This window comes from Streptomyces sp. PTY087I2, from assembly GCF_001687325.1.
Taxonomy (GTDB): domain Bacteria; phylum Actinomycetota; class Actinomycetes; order Streptomycetales; family Streptomycetaceae; genus Streptomyces.
In genome coordinates, this window is sequence record NZ_LZRD01000013.1 from 72,691 (window position 1) to 90,775 (window position 18,085).

22 protein-coding genes and 4 tRNA genes are annotated in these 18,085 nt (G+C 70.4%); 8 read left to right on the forward strand and 18 right to left on the reverse strand.

The annotated features are described in order from the left end of the window. Nucleotides 1-32: 32 nt before the first annotated feature. From rplA to A3Q37_RS16365, 5 genes are all read right to left on the reverse strand, one after another. Nucleotides 33-755, reverse strand: a complete 723-nt coding sequence (rplA, locus tag A3Q37_RS16345) for a 50S ribosomal protein L1 (protein WP_065485002.1) — start codon at nucleotides 753-755, stop codon at nucleotides 33-35. 80 nt (nucleotides 756-835) lie between these two features. Continuing rightward, nucleotides 836-1,270, reverse strand: coding sequence for a 50S ribosomal protein L11 (rplK, locus tag A3Q37_RS16350; protein WP_018101261.1), 435 nt, complete (start codon nucleotides 1,268-1,270; stop codon nucleotides 836-838). A 176-nt stretch (nucleotides 1,271-1,446) separates the two neighbouring features. Next, complete coding sequence (gene nusG / locus A3Q37_RS16355; protein WP_065485004.1) at nucleotides 1,447-2,334, reverse strand: transcription termination/antitermination protein NusG; 888 nt, start codon at nucleotides 2,332-2,334, stop codon at nucleotides 1,447-1,449. Nucleotides 2,335-2,407: 73 nt separating this feature from the next. Beyond that, nucleotides 2,408-2,695 carry a preprotein translocase subunit SecE gene (secE, locus tag A3Q37_RS16360; protein ID WP_010071801.1) on the reverse strand — a complete coding sequence of 96 codons (288 nt, stop codon included), beginning with the start codon at nucleotides 2,693-2,695 and terminating at the stop codon, nucleotides 2,408-2,410. Between the two features lie 106 nt (nucleotides 2,696-2,801). Continuing rightward, a tRNA-Trp gene (locus tag A3Q37_RS16365) sits at nucleotides 2,802-2,874 on the reverse strand. A gap of 212 nt (nucleotides 2,875-3,086) precedes the next feature. Between A3Q37_RS16365 and A3Q37_RS16370 the strand changes: the two genes are divergently transcribed. Continuing rightward, nucleotides 3,087-4,313 carry a pyridoxal phosphate-dependent aminotransferase gene (locus tag A3Q37_RS16370; protein ID WP_065485006.1) on the forward strand — a complete coding sequence of 409 codons (1,227 nt, stop codon included), beginning with the start codon at nucleotides 3,087-3,089 and terminating at the stop codon, nucleotides 4,311-4,313. A 129-nt stretch (nucleotides 4,314-4,442) separates the two neighbouring features. Next, nucleotides 4,443-5,456: an adenosine deaminase gene (locus tag A3Q37_RS16375; protein WP_065485008.1), complete on the forward strand. Its 1,014-nt coding sequence runs from the start codon at nucleotides 4,443-4,445 to the stop codon at nucleotides 5,454-5,456. On the opposite strand, the gene A3Q37_RS16380 is transcribed toward A3Q37_RS16375, so the two are convergent. Continuing rightward, a complete protein-coding gene (locus A3Q37_RS16380; RefSeq protein WP_065485011.1) occupies nucleotides 5,449-6,039 on the reverse strand; it encodes a TetR/AcrR family transcriptional regulator in 591 nt (196 codons plus the stop codon). The genes A3Q37_RS16375 and A3Q37_RS16380 overlap by 8 nt on opposite strands. 85 nt (nucleotides 6,040-6,124) lie before the next feature. Here A3Q37_RS16380 and A3Q37_RS16385 point away from each other — a divergent pair, with 85 nt between their 5' ends. Next, nucleotides 6,125-6,760: an NAD(P)-dependent oxidoreductase gene (locus A3Q37_RS16385; protein WP_065485013.1), complete on the forward strand. Its 636-nt coding sequence runs from the start codon at nucleotides 6,125-6,127 to the stop codon at nucleotides 6,758-6,760. Nucleotides 6,761-6,786: 26 nt separating this feature from the next. Here the strand turns inward: A3Q37_RS16385 and A3Q37_RS16390 are convergent, their stop codons facing one another. The 6 genes from A3Q37_RS16390 to A3Q37_RS16415 form a co-directional block, all read right to left on the reverse strand. Continuing rightward, nucleotides 6,787-7,842 (reverse strand): UDP-N-acetylmuramate dehydrogenase, encoded by a 1,056-nt coding sequence (locus tag A3Q37_RS16390; RefSeq protein ID WP_065485017.1) that lies wholly within the window; start codon nucleotides 7,840-7,842, stop codon nucleotides 6,787-6,789. A 110-nt stretch (nucleotides 7,843-7,952) separates the two neighbouring features. Next, complete coding sequence (locus A3Q37_RS16395) at nucleotides 7,953-8,381, reverse strand: MaoC family dehydratase (protein ID WP_006126862.1); 429 nt, start codon at nucleotides 8,379-8,381, stop codon at nucleotides 7,953-7,955. Next, entirely contained in the window at nucleotides 8,381-8,833 is a 453-nt protein-coding gene (locus A3Q37_RS16400; RefSeq protein WP_065485019.1) for a MaoC family dehydratase N-terminal domain-containing protein, read from the reverse strand. Before A3Q37_RS16400 ends, A3Q37_RS16395 begins: the two co-directional genes overlap by 1 nt. Before the next feature lie 124 nt (nucleotides 8,834-8,957). Next, nucleotides 8,958-9,122: a 50S ribosomal protein L33 gene (gene rpmG / locus A3Q37_RS16405; protein ID WP_003956487.1), complete on the reverse strand. Its 165-nt coding sequence runs from the start codon at nucleotides 9,120-9,122 to the stop codon at nucleotides 8,958-8,960. A gap of 88 nt (nucleotides 9,123-9,210) precedes the next feature. Then, nucleotides 9,211-9,283: transfer RNA gene (locus A3Q37_RS16410), tRNA-Met, on the reverse strand. Between the two features lie 45 nt (nucleotides 9,284-9,328). After that, nucleotides 9,329-9,401, reverse strand: a tRNA-Thr gene (locus tag A3Q37_RS16415). A gap of 255 nt (nucleotides 9,402-9,656) precedes the next feature. On the opposite strand from A3Q37_RS16415, the gene A3Q37_RS16420 reads away from it, so the two are divergent. After that, nucleotides 9,657-10,952 (forward strand): amidohydrolase family protein, encoded by a 1,296-nt coding sequence (locus tag A3Q37_RS16420; protein WP_065485021.1) that lies wholly within the window; start codon nucleotides 9,657-9,659, stop codon nucleotides 10,950-10,952. 34 nt (nucleotides 10,953-10,986) lie between these two features. Then, complete coding sequence (locus tag A3Q37_RS16425; protein ID WP_065485023.1) at nucleotides 10,987-11,643, forward strand: SDR family oxidoreductase; 657 nt, start codon at nucleotides 10,987-10,989, stop codon at nucleotides 11,641-11,643. A 92-nt stretch (nucleotides 11,644-11,735) separates the two neighbouring features. On the opposite strand, the gene A3Q37_RS16430 is transcribed toward A3Q37_RS16425, so the two are convergent. Further along, a tRNA-Tyr gene (locus A3Q37_RS16430) sits at nucleotides 11,736-11,817 on the reverse strand. A 166-nt stretch (nucleotides 11,818-11,983) separates the two neighbouring features. On the opposite strand from A3Q37_RS16430, the gene A3Q37_RS16435 reads away from it, so the two are divergent. From A3Q37_RS16435 to A3Q37_RS16445, 3 genes are all read left to right on the forward strand, one after another. Continuing rightward, nucleotides 11,984-12,472, forward strand: coding sequence for a YajQ family cyclic di-GMP-binding protein (locus A3Q37_RS16435; RefSeq protein WP_010056669.1), 489 nt, complete (start codon nucleotides 11,984-11,986; stop codon nucleotides 12,470-12,472). Between the two features lie 193 nt (nucleotides 12,473-12,665). Beyond that, the gene (locus A3Q37_RS16440) at nucleotides 12,666-13,214 is read left to right on the forward strand and encodes a methylated-DNA--[protein]-cysteine S-methyltransferase (RefSeq protein WP_065485025.1); all 549 of its coding nucleotides are present in this window, start codon (nucleotides 12,666-12,668) and stop codon (nucleotides 13,212-13,214) included. A gap of 92 nt (nucleotides 13,215-13,306) precedes the next feature. Beyond that, nucleotides 13,307-13,966 (forward strand): alpha-ketoglutarate-dependent dioxygenase AlkB, encoded by a 660-nt coding sequence (locus tag A3Q37_RS16445; RefSeq protein WP_065485228.1) that lies wholly within the window; start codon nucleotides 13,307-13,309, stop codon nucleotides 13,964-13,966. Nucleotides 13,967-13,987: 21 nt separating this feature from the next. Here A3Q37_RS16445 and A3Q37_RS16450 read toward each other — a convergent pair whose 3' ends face one another. The 5 genes from A3Q37_RS16450 to A3Q37_RS16470 form a co-directional block, all read right to left on the reverse strand. Next, nucleotides 13,988-14,260, reverse strand: coding sequence for a GlsB/YeaQ/YmgE family stress response membrane protein (locus A3Q37_RS16450; protein ID WP_065485029.1), 273 nt, complete (start codon nucleotides 14,258-14,260; stop codon nucleotides 13,988-13,990). A gap of 90 nt (nucleotides 14,261-14,350) precedes the next feature. Then, nucleotides 14,351-14,743: a YccF domain-containing protein gene (locus A3Q37_RS16455; RefSeq protein ID WP_065485031.1), complete on the reverse strand. Its 393-nt coding sequence runs from the start codon at nucleotides 14,741-14,743 to the stop codon at nucleotides 14,351-14,353. Next, a complete protein-coding gene (htpX, locus tag A3Q37_RS16460; RefSeq protein WP_065485033.1) occupies nucleotides 14,740-15,603 on the reverse strand; it encodes a zinc metalloprotease HtpX in 864 nt (287 codons plus the stop codon). Before htpX ends, A3Q37_RS16455 begins: the two co-directional genes overlap by 4 nt. Before the next feature lie 295 nt (nucleotides 15,604-15,898). After that, nucleotides 15,899-16,357 carry an MscL family protein gene (locus tag A3Q37_RS16465; RefSeq protein ID WP_065485035.1) on the reverse strand — a complete coding sequence of 153 codons (459 nt, stop codon included), beginning with the start codon at nucleotides 16,355-16,357 and terminating at the stop codon, nucleotides 15,899-15,901. Between the two features lie 116 nt (nucleotides 16,358-16,473). After that, on the reverse strand, nucleotides 16,474-17,979 hold the full coding sequence (locus A3Q37_RS16470) for an NADH-quinone oxidoreductase subunit N (protein WP_255311836.1): 1,506 nt from the start codon (nucleotides 17,977-17,979) through the stop codon (nucleotides 16,474-16,476). Between the last annotated feature and the right edge of the window lie 106 nt (nucleotides 17,980-18,085).

The following is an 18,085-nucleotide window of genomic DNA, read 5'->3' on the forward strand; positions in this document are numbered from 1 at the left end:
GTACGACGCGGCTACCGGGTGAGCGCGAGGGCTCAGACGGCGGCCGGGTCCTCCTCGACGAGGAGGTTGCGGGTGCGGTTGGCGTCCAGCGGGATGCCGGGGCCCATCGTGGTCGTCAGAGCGGCCTTCTTGATGTAGCGGCCCTTGGCGGCGGACGGCTTCAGACGGAGGACTTCCTCCAGCGCCGCTGCGTAGTTCTCCACCAGCTTGGTCTCGTCGAACGAGACCTTGCCGATGATGAAGTGCAGGTTGGAGTGCTTGTCGACGCGGAACTCGATCTTTCCGCCCTTGATGTCGTTGACGGCCTTGACGACATCGGGGGTGACGGTGCCGGTCTTCGGGTTCGGCATCAGACCACGCGGACCGAGCACGCGGCCCAGGCGGCCGACCTTGCCCATGAGGTCCGGGGTGGCGACGACGGCGTCGAAGTCCAGACGGCCCTTCGCCACCTCGTCGATCAGCTCGTCGGCGCCGACGATGTCGGCTCCGGCGGCTTCCGCGGCCGCAGCACGGTCACCGGTCGCGAAGACCAGGACCCGGGCGGTCTTGCCGGTGCCGTGCGGGAGGTTCACGGTGCCGCGGACCATCTGGTCGGCCTTGCGCGGGTCGACGCCCAGGCGGAAGGCGACCTCGACGGTGCCGTCGAACTTCGTGGTGGCGGTGTCCTTGGCGAGACGGACGGCCTCGAGCGGGGCGTACACGCGCTCCCGGTCGATCTTGGCGTCCGCAGCGCGGAGGTTCTTGCTGCGCTTCACTTCTGCTCCTGAGGTTTCAGAGTGTGGAGTCGTGGTGCGGACCAGCGCTTGGCCCTACCACTGGGGGTTACGGGGCTGAATCAGCCTTCGACCGTGATGCCCATGGAACGGGCGGTGCCGGCGATGATCTTCGACGCGGCGTCGAGGTCATTGGCGTTCAGGTCGGGGAGCTTCGTCGTGGCGATCTCGCGGACCTGGGCAGCCGTCAGCTTGGCGACCTTGGTCTTGTGCGGCTCGCCGGAGCCCTTCTCCACACCCGCGGCCTTGAGGATCAGCTTGGCGGCCGGCGGAGTCTTGGTGATGAAGGTGAAGGAGCGGTCCTCGTAGACCGTGATCTCCACCGGCACGACCATGCCACGCTGCGACTCGGTCGCGGCGTTGTAGGCCTTGCAGAACTCCATGATGTTGACGCCGTGCTGACCGAGCGCGGGGCCGACCGGCGGGGCCGGGTTCGCCGCACCGGCGTTGATCTGGAGCTTGATAAGCCCCGTGACCTTCTTCTTCTTGGGAGGCATTGCTCTCTCCGGGTCCTAGTGAGAGTGTTTCGCCGCCATTCCGGTCATCCGGATGGAGGCATACCGCACAACGATAACGGGTATAGCTGTGCGACCAAAAACCAACAGGTCAGACGGGCTGCGAAGCCCCTCTGACCTGCTGGGTAGGCATGTGTCCAGAAACCGGCGGGAAGCGCCTAGTTCTTCTGGATCTGGTCGAAGCTGAGCTCGACCGGGGTCTCGCGGCCGAAGATCTCGACGAGGCCCTTGACCTTCTTCGAGTCGGCGTTGATCTCGTTGATCGTGGCCTGGAGCGTGGCGAACGGGCCGTCGGTGACGGTGACCGAGTCGCCGACCTCGAAGTCCAGCACCTGGACCTCGACCTTGCGGGCCGGAGCCGGCTTGCCCTCGGCCTCGGCGGCCTCTCGGGCGGCCTTCTCCTCGGCCTCCGGGGCGAGCATCTTGACGATCTCGTCCAGGGTCAGCGGGTACGGGTCGTAGGCGTTGCCCACGAAGCCGGTGACGCCCGGCGTGTTCCGCACAACGCCCCAGGACTCGTTCGTCAGGTCCATGCGCACCAGCACGTAGCCGGGGAGCTTGTTCTGCCGGACGTTCTTGCGCTCGCCGTTCTTGATCTGGACGATTTCCTCTTCAGGCACCTCGGCCTGATAGATGAACTCCTCCACGTTCAGCGAGACGGCGCGCTGCTCCAGGTTGGCCTTCACACGCTTCTCGTAACCGGCGTACGTGTGGATGACGTACCACTCGCCGGGGAGGGTGCGGAGCTCGTCGCGCAGGGCGGCGATGGGGTCGACGGGGGCGGCCGGCTCGGCCTCCTCCTCGTCGGCGGCCTCTTCTTCGACAGCCTCGACGGCCTCGGCCGCCGCGTCCTCGCCCTCGGCGGACTCGTCGGACTCGACGTTCACGGCGGCCTGCTCGGCGGGCTCGCCCGCGGCGAGGTCGGCGGCCTCGGCCTGGTCCGGGTCCACGGAGTCAGCAGCCTCAACGATGTCGAGCTCGTCCTTGGCGGACTCGAAGGCGCCAGCCTCGGGCTCGACGGCGTCGTTCAGGTTCGGGTCAGACACGATGGCTGCTTCTTCCTGGATACAAAGGGTGGAACGTGCGAAAGGGACGCCGGATCCGACGCCTTCCGCGTGATCAGCCGAAGACGTACTTGACGACCCGGGCGAAGCCCATGTCGAGAACGGTAACAAGACCGATCATGACGACGACGAACACGATCACCACGGAGGTGTACGTCGTCAGCTGGCTACGCGTCGGCCAGACAACCTTACGGAGTTCGGCGACGATCTGGCGGTAGAACAGCGCGAGCCGACCCAGAGGGCCCTTCTTACCGCGCTTGCCGCCCTTCCGAGTCTTCTTCTTCGACTCGGGAGCTTCATCATCGGCATCAGGCATGTCGATGGAGCCCACGGCGTCCGTCACGCTACTCACCTGATTCCGGGTCGTGGCCGTGCCGCGCCCGGTGGAGCCGCACGGCTGTGCAATGAAGTACGTACATGCGCACACATCCTGGCGGAGGAGTGTGTAGCAGGGCCGGAGGGACTTGAACCCCCAACCGCTGGTTTTGGAGACCAGTGCTCTACCAATTGAGCTACGACCCTTGGTGGTTTCCACCAACCTACCGCATCTTTCCCGATGACCGGGTGCAGTAACGGTGCGGCTGGTGAAGGCCAACGACAGGTGAGTGTACGTGCTCAGGGCCGCCGCGTCGAACAGACAACTACTGACCGGTCCTGTCCGGATGCTGTCCAGGTCCTGTCCGGTCCCTGAAACCCCTGTGCCGACGGCTTTCGCGGTCTGCGAGCATGGGCCCATGAGCGCTGCAACTTCACCGTCCGAGCGCCGGGTTTCCGCCCGCATCGGTGCGATCTCCGAGTCCGCGACCCTCGCCGTCGACGCCAAGGCCAAGGCCCTCAAGGCCGCCGGGCGTCCGGTGATCGGCTTCGGGGCCGGCGAACCCGACTTCCCGACGCCCGACTACATCGTCGACGCCGCGGTCGAGGCCTGCCGCAACCCGAAGTACCACCGCTACACCCCCGCGGGCGGGCTCCCCGAGCTCAAGGCCGCCATCGCGGAGAAGACACTGCGCGACTCCGGCTACGAGGTCGACGCCAGCCAGATCCTGGTGACCAACGGCGGCAAGCAGGCCATCTACGAGGCCTTCGCCGCGATCCTCGACCCGGGCGACGAGGTCATCGTCCCCGCCCCGTACTGGACCACCTACCCCGAGTCGATCCGGCTCGCCGGCGGTGTCCCGGTCGAGGTCGTCGCCGACGAGACCACCGGCTACCGGGTCTCCGTGGAGCAGCTGGAGGCCGCCCGCACCGAGAAGACCAAGGTCGTCCTGTTCGTCTCGCCGTCCAACCCGACCGGCGCGGTCTACAGCGAGGCCGACGCCGAGGCGATCGGCCGCTGGGCCGTCGAGCACGGCCTGTGGGTCCTCACCGACGAGATCTACGAGCACCTCGTCTACGGCGACGCGGCCTTCACCTCGCTCCCGGCGATCGTGCCGGAGCTGCGCGACAAGTGCATCGTCGTCAACGGTGTCGCCAAGACGTACGCGATGACCGGCTGGCGGGTGGGCTGGATCATCGGCCCCAAGGACGTCGTCAAGGCCGCGACCAACCTCCAGTCGCACGCCACCTCCAACGTCTCCAACGTCGCCCAGGTCGCCGCGCTCGCGGCCGTCTCCGGCCCGCTGGACGCCGTCGCCGAGATGCGCACCGCCTTCGACCGCCGCCGCAACCTCATCGTGCGGATGCTCAACGAGATCGACGGCGTGTTCTGCCCGGAGCCCGAGGGCGCGTTCTACGCCTACCCGGCGGTGAAGGACGTGCTCGGCAAGGAGATCCGCGGCAAGCGCCCGGCCACCACGGTCGAGCTGGCCGCCCTGATTCTGGACGAGGCCGAGGTCGCCGTCGTGCCCGGAGAGGCCTTCGGCACCCCCGGCTACCTGCGCCTTTCCTACGCGCTGGGCGACGACGACCTGATCGAGGGCGTCTCGCGGATCCAGAAGCTGCTGGGCGAGGCCAAGGCCTGACAACCCGCGCATGTGTGCCCCCCGGCCGCCGGAATGCTCCTCCGGCCGGGGGCACTTTTTTTGTTCGAGCAACCCCCGGAAGGGGAAAGCGGCTACCGCTCCGGCCCGCCCGTGCGGCAGGATCTTCCGATGGAGCGTGATGTACGTCTGTTGCCCAAGGCCCACCTGCACCTGCACTTCACCGGGTCGATGCGGCCCACCACCCTGCTCGAACTCGCCGACAAGTACGGGGTTCATCTCCCCGACGCCCTGACCGGCGGCGAGCCGCCGAAACTGCGGGCGACCGACGAACGCGGCTGGTTCCGTTTCCAGCGGCTCTACGACATCGCCCGGTCCTGCCTGCGGTCCCCCGAGGACATCCAGCGCCTGGTGCTGGAGAGCGCCCAGGAGGACGTCGCGGACGGCTCCGGCTGGCTGGAGATCCAGGTCGACCCCACCTCGTACGCCCCGCTGCTCGGCGGGCTGATCCCGGCCATCGAGATCATCCTGGACGCCGTGGACAGCGCCTCCCGGGACACCGGCCTGGACATGCGCGTGGTGATCGCCGCCAACCGGATGAAGCACCCGCTGGACGCCCGCACGCTGGCCCGGCTCGCCGTGCGGTACGCCGACCGGGGCGTCGTCGGCTTCGGGCTCTCCAACGACGAGCGGCGCGGCATGGCCCGCGACTTCGACCGGGCCTTCGCCATCGCCCGGGACGGCGGTCTGCTGGCGGCTCCGCACGGCGGGGAGCTGTCGGGGCCCTCCAGCGTGCGCGACTGCCTCGACGACCTGGACGCCTCGCGGATCGGCCACGGGGTCCGGGCGGCCGAGGACCCCCGGCTGCTGCGCAGGCTCGCCGAGCGGCAGATCACCTGCGAGGTGTGCCCGTCGTCCAATGTGGCGCTCGGCGTCTACGAGAAGCCCGCCGATGTCCCCCTGCGCACACTGTTCGACGCCGGCGTGCCGATGGCGCTGGGAGCGGACGATCCCCTGCTGTTCGGTTCGCGGCTGGCCGCCCAGTACGAGCTGGTGCGCCGCCACCACGGCTTCACCGACGAGGAGCTGGCCGAGCTGGCCCGCCAGTCGGTGCGCGGATCGGCGGCCCCCGTGGACGTACGGGAGAAGCTGCTGTCCGGGGTCGACGACTGGCTGGCTAGCTGATTCCGGCCAGGAGCGTACGGGCGAGGCCGGCGGCGAACTCCTCCAGCGGCTGCGGGGGCGTTCCGCCGGGCAGCGCGTCGTAGGCGAAGGCCCGCTGGGCGCAGGCGCCGAGCAGGAGTGAGGCGGCGGCGTAGGTGTCGGCGTCCGCGCGGACCCGGCCGGCGCGCTGTTCGGCGCGGAGGTAGGCGTCGAGCCCCTGGATCGGCACGTGGGGTCCGGTTCCCAGCTCCCGCATCCGCTCCTCGTGGCGGTGCTTGAGCTGCGGTTCGGCGTAGAGGGACGCGGCCATCGGGAACGTCTGCTCGTAGAAGAGCGCGGCCTGCCGGGCGACCTCGGTGAGGTGGGCCTCGACGGTGCCCTCCCCCGCCTCCAGGCCGGCGAGCAGCCCGCCGAGTCCCGGCAGCCGTTCCTTGAGGACGGTGACGAACAGCTCTTCCTTGCTGGGGAAGTATTTGTACAGCGCCGCCTCCGAGCAGCCGGCCGCCCGCGCGATCTCTTTGGTGGTGGTCCGGGCGAGGCCGATGGAGAGCATCAGCTCATGGGCGGCGTCGACGATCCGGACCCGGGCGGGCTTCGGCTCCACGGGACTTCCTCTGTCGCTTGACGGGTGGATGATCAGCCACTCACCCTAGAAGTGAGTGAACACTTACCCACCCGAGGAGAGTGCCATGCGACTCACGGTGTTCGGAGCGACCGGAGGTGTCGGCCGGGAGGTCGTGGCCCAGGCGCTCGCGGCGGGCCACGAGGTGACGGCCGTGGTCCGCGACCCCGCCCGGCTGCCGGAACCGCTCGACGCCCGGGCTCTGCACGGCGTCGTCCGGCTGGACGACGAGGCGGCGGTGCGGGCCGCGGTCGCGGGGCGGGACGCGGTGCTCTCGGGGCTCGGCTCGCGCGGCCGGAGGGCGAACGGGGTCGCCGAGCGGCTGACCCGGCGGATCGTGTCGGCGATGGAGGCCGAGGACGTCCGGAGGCTGCTGGTGGTGAGCGCGGTGCCGGTCGGGCCGAAGGCGCCGGGCGACCCGCTGATCGACCGGCTGTCGCTCAAGCTGGTCGGGGCGGTGCTCGCGGAGCTGTACGCCGATCTCGCCCGGATGGAGGCGGCGTTGGCCGACAGCGCGACGGACTGGACCGCGGTGCGCCCGCCGAGGCTGACGGACGGGCCGCGCACGGGCGTCTACCGGAAGGTCGTGGGCGGCACACCGCGCAGCAGCCGGACCATCTCCCGGGCCGACGTGGCGCACGCGATGCTCGCGCTGATCGACGACCCGGCGGCCGTGCGGCAGGGCGTGGGCATCGCGTACTGACCGCGTACGCCCCGCGCGTACGCCGTCTACAGGCTGACGCCCACCGTCACCGGCTCGTTGACCAGGGTGACGCCGAAAGCCGCGTGCACCCCGGCGACGACCTCACGGGCCAGGGCGAGCAGGTCCTCGGTGGTGGCCGCGCCCCGATTGGTGAGGGCGAGGGTGTGCTTGGTGGAGATCCGGGCGGGGCCGCTGCCGTAGCCCTTGGTGAATCCGGCCCGGTCGATCAGCCAGGCCGCCGAGGTCTTGGTGCGGCCGTCCTCGGCGGGGAACGCCGGGGGCGTCACGTCCGGCCCGAGGCGGTCGTGGACCCGGCCGAGGAACTCATCGAAGGCAGCCGGTTCCAGGATCGGGTTGGTGAAGAACGATCCCGCGGACCAGGTGTCGTGGTCCTCCGGGTCCAGCACCATGCCCTTGCCCGCGCGCAGTCGCAGGACGGTCTCGCGGGCGGCCGGCAGCGGGACGCGGTCGCCCTGCTCGACGCCCATGGCCCTGGCCGTTTCGGGGTACTTGAGGGGCGCGGAAAGCCCGTTCGCCTCTTCCAGCGCGAATCGGACACGCAGCACCACGAACCGGTCGGGTTCGGCCTTGAAGCGGCTGTGACGGTACGAGAACGCGCACTCCGTGTTCGGAATGGTCACGGTCTCCTGGGTGCGCCGGTCGTAGGCGACGACCTCCGTGATGGTGGAGGACACCTCCTGTCCGTACGCGCCGACGTTCTGGATGGGTGTCGCGCCCGCGGATCCGGGGATGCCCGCCAGGCACTCGATGCCCGCGAGTCCCGCCTCGACGGTCCGGGCGACGGCGTCGGTCCACACCTCTCCGGCCGCCAGCTCCAGTGACGTACCGGAGAGCTCGAAGCCCTTCGTGGCGATGCGCAGCGCGGTGCCGTCGAAGCCCTTGTCCCCGATGACCAGGTTGGAGCCGCCTCCGATGACCAGCAGCGGGGTGCCGCTCGCGTCGGCCTCGCGGACGGCGGCGATCACCTCGGCGTCGGTCGTGGCGGTCAGCAGCCGGGCGGCGGGGCCGCCGAGCCGGAAGGTGGTCAGGGGGGCGAGGGGGGCGTCGTGGAGTTCCTGCACGGGGACAAGAGTACGGTCCGTGGCCCCGCCGCTCGTGCGGGGCCACGGACCGTACGCCGGGGTCCGGCGGCTCGGACGGCCACCAGCTGCGGCTGACGCGCCGGTACGGCTCAGGCGAGCCGGACCACGGCCCGGGACATCCCCAGCACCTTCTTGCCGTCGCACATGGCGACCAGGTCCACCCGGACCAGGTTGTCGTCCAGCTTCGCCGCGACCTTGCCGCTGACCTCGATCAGCGCGCCCTTGTCGTCGTTGGGCACGACGACCGGCTTGGTGAACCGCACCCCGTAGTCGACGACGGCACCCGGGTCGCCGGCCCAGTCCGTGACCACCCGGACCGCCTCGGCCATCGTGAACATGCCGTGCGCGATCACGTCCGGCAGCCCGACCTCGCGCGCGAACTTCTCGTTCCAGTGGATCGGGTTGAAGTCGCCCGAGGCGCCCGCGTACTGCACGAGCGTGGCCCGCGTCACCGGGAACGACTGCGCCGGCAGCTCGGTGCCGACCTCGACCGATCCGTAGGAGACCTTCGCCGTCATCACGCCTCCTCGGCGGCGCGCGCCACCAGCTTCGTGACCGCTGTGACCACCAGCTCACCGGTCTCGTCGTGAACATCCCCGCGAATGTCGAGAACGTCGTTGCCCGCCATGGACTTGATGCTCTCGATCGTCGAGGTGACCGTCAGCCGGTCCCCCGCCCGCACCGGACGCACGTAACTGAACTTCTGGTCCCCGTGGACCACACGGCTGTAGTCCAGGCCCAGCTGCGGGTCCTGCACCACCTCTCCGGCGGCCCGGTAGGTGATGGAGAAGACGAACGTGGGCGGCGCGATCACATCGGCGTGACCGAGCGCACGGGCGGCTTCCCGGTCGACGTACGCCGGGTGGGTGTCGCCCACCGCCTCGGCGAACTCGCGGATCTTCTCCCGGCCGACCTCGTACGCCGGAGTGGGCGGATAGGTCCGCCCCACGAAGGACTGGTCGAGCGCCATGAGCTCGCTACCTCCTGAGAAACCTGGTGAAAGACGAACTAGGGCACGCCCCCGTACGGGGAACGGCCTCATACAACGACACGAGGCCGCCCCCAGAGGGGACGGCCTCGTGTACGAGCCTGATTCAGCGCGTTTCGCGGTGCGCGGTGTGCGAGTTGCAGCGCGGGCAGTGCTTCTTCATCTCAAGACGGTCCGGGTTGTTACGCCGGTTCTTCTTGGTGATGTAGTTCCGCTCCTTGCACTCCACGCAGGCCAGCGTGATCTTCGGGCGGACGTCGGTGGCAGCCACGTGAGTGCTCCTTGGACGGACGTTGGACGGATGAACGCATAAAAGGGTAGCCGATCGAAGGACCGACCCAACCATCGGCTACCGTTAGTAGCGGTGACCGGACTTGAACCGGTGACACAGCGATTATGAGCCGCTTGCTCTACCGACTGAGCTACACCGCTTTGATGATGAGTCCCCCCGCCGAAGCGGGGTTTCCCGATCACCAGAGCCCCAATGCGGAATCGAACCGCAGACCTTCTCCTTACCATGGAGACGCTCTACCGACTGAGCTATTGGGGCGAGCGATGAAGACATTACACGGTCCCCGGCCGGTTGCCCAAATCCGTTTGTGCCGCATCCTCCGGCCCCCTGTCCGAGGCCTCCCACACCCCCTGATCAGGCCTTGATCCAGGACGGGTCCGCATCCGGACCGGGCCGGGCCGGCGGCCGGCGCGGGCGCACCGGTACGACTATTCCGCTCCTCCCGGAAGCCGCCCCCGCACGCCCCTAGGGTGTGGTCACTCCGTGTGATCTTGCACCCCTCCCAGGAGCGCGATGCCTGACAGCCAGCCACGGCGGCCCGACGACAACGCGCCCGACAGCGCCGACGCAGCCACCACCGCCGACACCCCCGCCCTCGTCCTCGGCGGCGCCCGCCTCGCCGACGGCCGGGCCGTGGACGTACGCCTGAGCGGCAGCCGGATCGAGGCCGTCGGCACCGCGGGCAGCCTCACCGCCCGCGGCCCCCGGATCGACCTCCGCGGCTATCTGCTGCTCCCCGCACCGGCCGAACCGCACGCCCACGGCGACACCGCCCTCACCGCGGACAGCGTGGGCCCCGACAGCCCGGGCCCCGCCTCCCACCGCACCGAGGACATCCAGCGCCGCGCCACGGAGGCGGCGCTCCTCCAGCTCGGCCACGGCGCGACCGCCCTGCGCACCCACGTCCGCGTCGGCGACGTGCAGGGCCTCGCCCCGCTCGAAGCCGTCCTCCAGACCCGGCGCGCCCTGCGCGGCCTCGCCGACGTCATGCCCGTCGCGGTCCCCCGCCTCCTCACCGGCGTCGCCGGGGCGGACAGCCTCGCGATGCTCAGGGACGCGGTGAAGATGGGCGCGGCCGTCGTCGGCGGCTGCCCCGACCTCGACCCCGACCCCACGGGCTACACCGAGGCCGTCCTGGAGATCGCCGCCGAGCACGGCTGCCCCGTGGACCTGCACACCGACGCCGACGACCCCGCCCGGCTGGCCCGGCTCGCCGCGATGGCCGCGGGGCTGCGCCCGGGGGTCACCCTCGGCCCCTGCGCCGGCCTGGCCCATCTGCCCCTGGACGCCGCGGCCCGCGCCGCCGACCGGCTCGCCGCCGCCGGGATCACCGTGGTCTGCCTGCCCCAGGGCGGCTGCGCCGGTTCCGAGCGCCGGACGACCGCCCCCGTACGCCTCCTGCGCTCCGCGGGCGTGCACGTCACGGCGGGCAGCGGCGCGCTGCGGGACACGGCCAATCCGGTCGGCCGCGGCGATCCGCTCGAAGCCGCCTACCTCCTCGCCTCGCAGACGGGGCTCCGCGCCGAGCAGGCGTACGCCCTGGTCTCCACGAGCGCCCGCGCGGCCCTCGGCCTGCCCGACGTACGGGTCGAGGCGGGCTTCCCGGCCGAACTCCTCGCCGTACGCGGCGAGCGGCTCTCCGCCGCGCTCTCCCTCGCGTACAGCCGCATCGTCATCCACCGCGGCCGCATCGTGGCCCGGACCAGCGCCGTACGCGAGTACTGCGACTCCGACACCGACCCCGCCGCGGGCCTCGGCGGACTTCCGCGCCAGGGCCGGCCCGACCCCGGCGCCGGGCCGAGGAACTGAGCGCGACCCCGTCCCCGGGCGTACGGTCGGGGGTATGCGCATTGTCATCGCAGGTGGACACGGACAGATCGCACTGCGGCTGGAGCGGCTGCTCGCCGCACGCGGGGATGAAGCCGTAGGGATCATCCGCAACCCCCAACAGAGTCAGGACCTGACCGACGCCGGCGCCGAACCCGTCGTGCTGGACCTCGAATCGGCCACCGTGGAGCAGACCGCACAGGTGCTGCGCGGCGCGGACGCGGCCGTCTTCGCGGCGGGCGCCGGGCCGAACAGCGGCACCGCCCGCAAGGACACCGTCGACCGCGACGCCGCCGTACTGTTCGCCGACGCCGCCGAGGCAGCGGGCGTCCGCCGCTACCTCGTCGTCTCCTCGATGGGCGCCGACCCCGGCCACCCCGGCGACGAGGTCTTCGACGTGTATCTGCGGGCCAAGGGCGCCGCGGACGCGGCCGTACGCTCCCGCACCGCCCTGGACTGGACGATCCTGCGGCCCGGCATGCTGACCGATGACGCGGGCACCGGCCAGGTCCTCCTGGCCGCCTCGACGGGCCGCGGCCCGATCCCCCGCGACGACGTGGCGGCCACGCTGCTGGAGCTGCTGGACACCCCGGCGACGGCGGGCCTCACCCTGGAGGCGATCTCCGGGAACGTACCGGTGACGGTGGCCGTGAAGGACGTCGCGGGCAACTGAGGCCTCGCGGGCGGCTGGAACGGGCCGCCTCGCCGGGCTTTGGACAACGAGAAAGCCCCCGACCGGAGAACCGGTCGGGGGCTTCGTTCGCGTGGCGGCGCCAGGGTTCGAACCTGGGTAGGCTGAGCCGGCAGATTTACAGTCTGCTCCCTTTGGCCACTCGGGCACACCGCCTCGAACGACGCGTTGGATCTCGTGGTGAGCTCCTTGGCGACGACGTAAACAATACCCGATGGCCAGGGGTGCTCCGCCACCTCATTGATCAGCGCCGGGAGGGTGCGGCGGTGGCTAGGCTTTGGCCTGTATCCCCACGCACATCCGACGCAAGGAGCCACACGTCATGGCCGACTCCAGTTTCGACATCGTCTCGAAGGTCGAGCGGCAGGAGGTCGACAACGCCCTCAACCAGGCCGCCAAGGAGATCTCCCAGCGTTACGACTTCAAGGGCACGGGCGCCTCGATCTCGTGGTCGGGCGAGAAGATCCTGATGGAGGCGAACGGCGAGGAGCGCGTCAAGGCCATCCTCGACATCTTCCAGTCCAAGCTGATCAAGCGCGGCATCTCGCTGAAGTCGCTGGACGCCGGTGAGCCGCAGCTCTCCGGCAAGGAGTACAAGATCTTCGCCACGATCGAGGAGGGCATCTCCCAGGAGAACGCCAAGAAGGTGGCGAAGACGATCCGCGACGAGGGCCCGAAGGGCGTCAAGGCGCAGGTCCAGGGCGACGAGCTGCGCGTCAGCTCGAAGAGCCGGGACGACCTCCAGGCCGTTCAGGCGCTGCTGAAGGGCAAGGACTTCGAGTTCGCGATCCAGTTCGTGAACTACCGGTAGTCACGGCGGTCGACTGCCGTACACAGCGGGGGCACACCGCCGAGGCCGACCTCGACGGCGTGCCTCTTCGTGTTTCCGGTCCGTTCGGGGCGTGCGGTCCGTTCAGGGCGCGCGGACGCGATGTCCGAATTCCGCCGGTGCCGGTGAACGGCCGGGCGCAGACTGGCCGTACGGACCGGGGAAGTGAGAAGGCATGACGACGACGGTGTACGCGCGGGTGGAGAGCCCGCTGGGCGAGTTGCTGCTGGTCGGCGAGGCGACGGCGGCGGACGGACCGGATACGGCGGGGGACGGTGGGGCCGGTGGCGTCCGGCTGCGTTCGCTGTCCGTGCCCGACCAGAAGGGCGGCGCGGTCGTCCAGGACGGCTGGCGGCACGCCCCCGAGGCGTTCACGGAGGTCGCCCGGCAGTTGGAGGCGTACTTCGCGGGGCGCTCGACACGGTTCGACGTACCGCTGGCCGAGGGCCTGGGTACGGAGTTCCAGCGGCGGGTCTGGGCGGTGCTGGAGTCGATCCCGTACGGGAGCACGGTGTCGTACGGGGAGGTCGCTGCACAGGTCGGCGCCTCGGGCGCGGGGGTACGGGCCGTGGGCACGGCGATCGGGCGCAATCCGCTGCTGGTCGTGCGGCCGTGCCACCGGGTGATCGGGGCGGACGGTGCCCTGCGCGGGTACGCGGGCGGTCTTGAGCGGAAGAAGCTGCTGCTGGGGATCGAGGGCGGGGCGGAGCGGTCGGAGCCGTGACGCCTCCGCCCCCGCCGTCGCCCTCCGACGGCGCCTCCTCGGACGGTCCTTTCTCGGACGATCTCTCCTCGGACGGTCTCTCTTCGGACGGTCTGTTCCGGCGGCCGCGTACGGTCGTGGCGCCGGGGGCCGTTCATGTGCCGGAGTGGCTTTCCGTGGAGCAGCGGGCGGAGTTGGTGGCGGCGTGCCGTCGGTGGGCGCGGGGGCCGGTCCCGTTCCGGCACACCGTGCTGCCGAGCGGCGGGGTGATGTCGGTGCGGACGGTGTGCCTGGGGTGGCACTGGCAGCCCTACCGGTACGCGCGTACGGCCGACGATGTGAACGGCGCCCGGGTGGCCGCGTTCCCGGACTGGCTGGGCGACCTGGGGCGGGCGGCGGTGGCCGAGGCGTACGGGGACGAGGACGCGGCACGGGCGTTCGCCCCGGACACCGCGCTGATCAACTTCTATGACGACGCCGCGCGGATGGGGATGCATCAGGACAAGGAGGAGCGGTCGGGCGCTCCTGTGGTGTCGTTGAGCATCGGGGCGAGGTGCGTGTTCCGCTTCGGGAACACGGAGGGGCGCGGGCAGCCGTACACGGATGTGGAGTTGGCGTCCGGGGATCTGTTCGTCTTCGGCGGGCCGTCGCGGTTCGCGTTCCACGGGGTTCCGAAGGTGTACACGGGAACGGCCGACCCGGCAGCGGGGCTGCGGGCCGGCCGGTTGAATCTGACGTTGCGGGAGACCGGGATGGCGTCGGGGGACGCGTAAGGAAGCGGGGCTCGCCCCCGATCAGCGGCGGTCGCGGGAGTGGCCGAAAAGCAGCCGGTAGGCGATCAGCAGGACCAGGGAGCCGGCGATGGCGGCGATCCAGGTCGCGGTGTCGTAGAAGTCGTTGCTGATGGGGCGGTCGAGGAACTGGCTGGAGAGCCAGCCGCCGACGAAGGCCCCGGCGATGCCGATGAGAGTGGTGCCGATGATGCCGCCCGGGTCGCGCCCCGGGAGGAGGATCTTGGCTATGAGTCCGGCGATCAGGCCGAGAATGATCCAACTGATGATGCCCATGTCGCTGCACCTACCCCTTGCTTCGTCCTGGAATCCAAGACGCGGCGGGCAGCTGTTCGGTTGCGCGGGGGTTTCGCCGGACTCGGCGCGCTAGCGGGTGGCGAAGGGCTGGTCGGTGGGGACGATCTCCTTGCCGAAGGGCATGAGAGAGACCGGGATCAGCTTGAAGTTGGCGATGCCCAGGGGAATTCCGATGATGGTGATGCACAGCGCGATGCCGGTGGTGATGTGGCCGAGGGCGAGCCACCAGCCGGCGAGGATCAGCCAGAGGACGTTGCCCGCGCAGGAGGGCGAGCCCGCGTCCCGGCGGTCGACGACGGTGTAGCCGAACGGCCAGAGGGCGTAGACGCCGATCCGGAAGGCGGCCACGCCGAAGGGGATGCCGATGATGGTGATGCAGAGCAGGACGCCCGCGAGCAGGTAGCCGAGGAACATCCAGAATCCGCAGAGGATCAGCCAGATGATGTTCAGGATGGTTTTCACGGGCGATGACCTGCCATCTGTTCGAGTCGGGCGATGCGCTCCGCCATCGGCGGGTGCGTCGAGAACATTTTCGCCATTCCCTGACCGGGGCGGAAGGGGTTCGCGATCATCATGTGGCTCGCGGTCTCGAGCCTGGGCTCGGGCGGCAGCGGGAGCTGTTTCGTCCCGGCGTCGAGCTTGCGCAGGGCACTGGCGAGCGCCAGCGGGTCCCCGGTGAGCTGGGCCCCGGAGGCGTCGGCCTCGTACTCCCGGGAGCGGCTGACGGCGAGCTGGATGACGGAGGCGGCGAGCGGCCCCAGGATCATGATCAGGAGCATGCCGAGGAGGCCGGGCCCCTCGTCGTCGTTGGAGCGGCCCACCGGGATGAGCCAGGCGAAGTTGACCAGGAACATCACGACGGAGGCGAGGGCTCCGGCGACGGACGAGATGAGGATGTCCCGGTTGTAGACATGACTGAGCTCATGGCCGAGGACACCGCGCAGCTCGCGTTCGTCGAGGATCTGGAGGATGCCCTCGGTGCAGCAGACGGCGGCGTTGCGCGGATTGCGCCCGGTGGCGAAGGCGTTGGGCGCCTGGGTCGGGGAGATGTAGAGGCGCGGCATGGGCTGGCGGGCGGCCGTGGAGAGCTCGCGCACGATGCGGTAGATCTGCGGCGCCTCGAATTCGCTGACGGGGCGGGCCCGCATGGCCCGCAGGGCCAGCTTGTCACTGTTCCAGTACGCGTACGCGTTGGTGCCCACGGCGACCAGGAGCGCGACGATCAGTCCCGTACGTCCGAAGAAACTGCCGATGACGATGATGAGTGCGGACAGTCCCCCGAGGAGTACGGCGGTCTTGAGCCCGTTGTGCCGGCGGTGCACGGTACGCCCTCCAAGTGGTGCAGCAGGGGAACCCTTTGCATGGTGGTGCTCCACTCCCCAGTGGAGCCTCCCGTACTGGTCAACGCCAGGCGGGAGGAGCTAGTTCCCTTGTGCGTGCGGCCGGAGGGCGGGGGCTGTGCCGCGTGTTCCGCGCCGGTCGGGCCCCCGGCCCCGTACGGCGTGACGCTGGGCCGTACGGGTGGCGGCGGGCCTTCCTGATGGAGCGGGGTGACTCGGTGGGGCTGTACTGCCGTGCGGGGCCGGTGCAGCCGTGCGGTCGGTGCCGCTTGTGCGGTCAGTGCTGCTGCGCGGGGAGCTTGGCGAGGGAGAGGGCCTCGGGGTCGGGCTCGACCTCACTGGTGCAGTGGCCGCAGCGGGAGGCGACGGCGGGGATCTCGCTGAAGCAGCGCGGGCAGTCGCGGAGGGCGGCCTTGATGTCGACGGCCTCCTGCTTCGCGAAGCGGTCCTGCACCTTGGCCATGGGGACCACGACGCAGAAGTAGAGGACCGCGGCGGTGATCAGGAAGGCGATGGTGGCGCTGACGAAGAGGCCGTAGGGAAACTTGACGCCGTCGACCATGTAGGAGGCCTTGCTGAAGTCACCGGTGCCGCGGGTGGCGAGGCCGATCAGCGGGGTGATGAAGGCGTTGCTGAAGCCCGTGACGACGGCGGTGAAGGCGGCGCCGACGGCCAGACCGATCGCCATCGAGATGACGTTCCCGCGCAGGATGAAGTCCTTGAACCCGTTCAGCACTGCTCTCTCTCCTTGTTTTCCCCGACGTGTCCACGCCGAATACGTCACGTACGCAGCCAAGACCATGCCCTGCGGCGGGCGCCGTGGGCAAACCGATCTTCCGGGGTCGGACCGGCTCAGAAGAGGCTGACGGCGGCGAAGCGCAGGACGGCCTGCGGGGCCCCGGAGAGCAGGATTCCGGCGGCGGACGTGAGGACGATCGCTGTGGTGAGCGGGGTGGGCGCGCGGAATCGGCGGGGCGCGGCGGAGGCCGGGGATCCGGTCTCCGGCCCGGCCGTTTCCGGGGCTCCGTCCGGCGCGCGGAAGAGAATCGCGGTCCACTGAAGGTAGTAGTAAAGGGCGATCACCACGTTGACGGCCATGACGACGGCGAGCCAGCCGAGGCCCGCGTCGACCGCCGCCGAGAAGACGGTGACCTTCGCGAAGAGCCCGATGATGCCGGGCGGCAGTCCGGCCAGGCAGAGCAGGAAGAACCCGAGGGCCAGGGCGGCGAGGGGCCGGGTGGCGTACAGGCCCCGGTAGTCGGAGAGCCGGTTGCCGGGGTGCGTACGGGCGACGAGGGCGGCGACCGCGAACGCGCCCAGGTTCACGACGGCGTACATGAGGGCGTACGCCACGGTGGAGCCGATCTGTTCGTCGCTGGAGTACGCGGCGGCGGCGATCGGGACCAGGAGGTAGCCGGCCTGGGCGACGGAGGACCAGGCGAGAAGGCGGACGGCGCTGCGGGCGCGGGTGGCGTTCTGGCGGAGGGCCGCGACGTTGCCGACGGTCATGGTGAGCGCGGCGAGGACGGCGAGGGCGGGCCCCCAGACGTCCGCATAGGAGGGGAACGCGATGACGGTGACCAGAATGAGGCCCGAAAACCCTACGGCTTTCCCCACCACGGAGAGATAGGCGGCGATCGGCAGGGGTGCGCCGACGTAGGTGTCGGGGACCCAGAAGTGGAAGGGCGCGGCGGCCGTCTTGAAGGCGAAGCCGACGAGCGTGAGAGCCACCCCGGTCTTGGCGAGGGTGTCGAGGACCGGGGCCACGTCGTCGAGACGGTCGGCGGTCTCGGTGAGGTGCAGGGTACCGGTGGCCGCGTACACGAAGCTGACGCCGAGCAGCATGACGGCGGTGGCGACGACGGAGGACAGGAAGAACTTCAGCGCGGCCTCGGAGGAGCGCCGGTCGCCGCGCTTGATGCCGACGAGGGCGAACGCGGGCAGCGAGGCGACTTCGAGGGCGACGACGAGGGTGGCGAGGTCGCGGGAGGCGGGCAGCAGGGCCGCTCCCGAGGCGGAGGCCAGGAGCAGGAACCAGTACTCCCCCGCCGGCAGCTTGCGGGTGTCGTCGAGCGAGAGCAGAACGGTGAGGAACGCGCCGCCGAGGACGAGGGCCTGGATGACGACGGTGAAGTGGTCGGCGGTGTAGCTGCACGCCTGGGCGCCGGTGGTGACGCAGAAGGTGGCCCGGTCCCCGGAGCGCAGGGGGATCAGGAACGCCAGGGCGCCGGCGAGCGCGGCGAGGGTGGCGTACCCGAGGAGCCGTTTGCGGTGGGCGGGCAGGAACAGGTCGGCGACGAGGACGGCCAGGGCGGCCAGCGCGGTGAGGGTGGGGGGCGCGATGGCGAGCCAGTCGATGGACTGGACAACGCTGGGGACGCCGGCCGCGGCGAGGCTTCCGGCGGTGTGGCCGGTGGCGGCGGCCGCCGTGTCCGGCACCTGCGCGACGAGGCTTCCGGCGGTG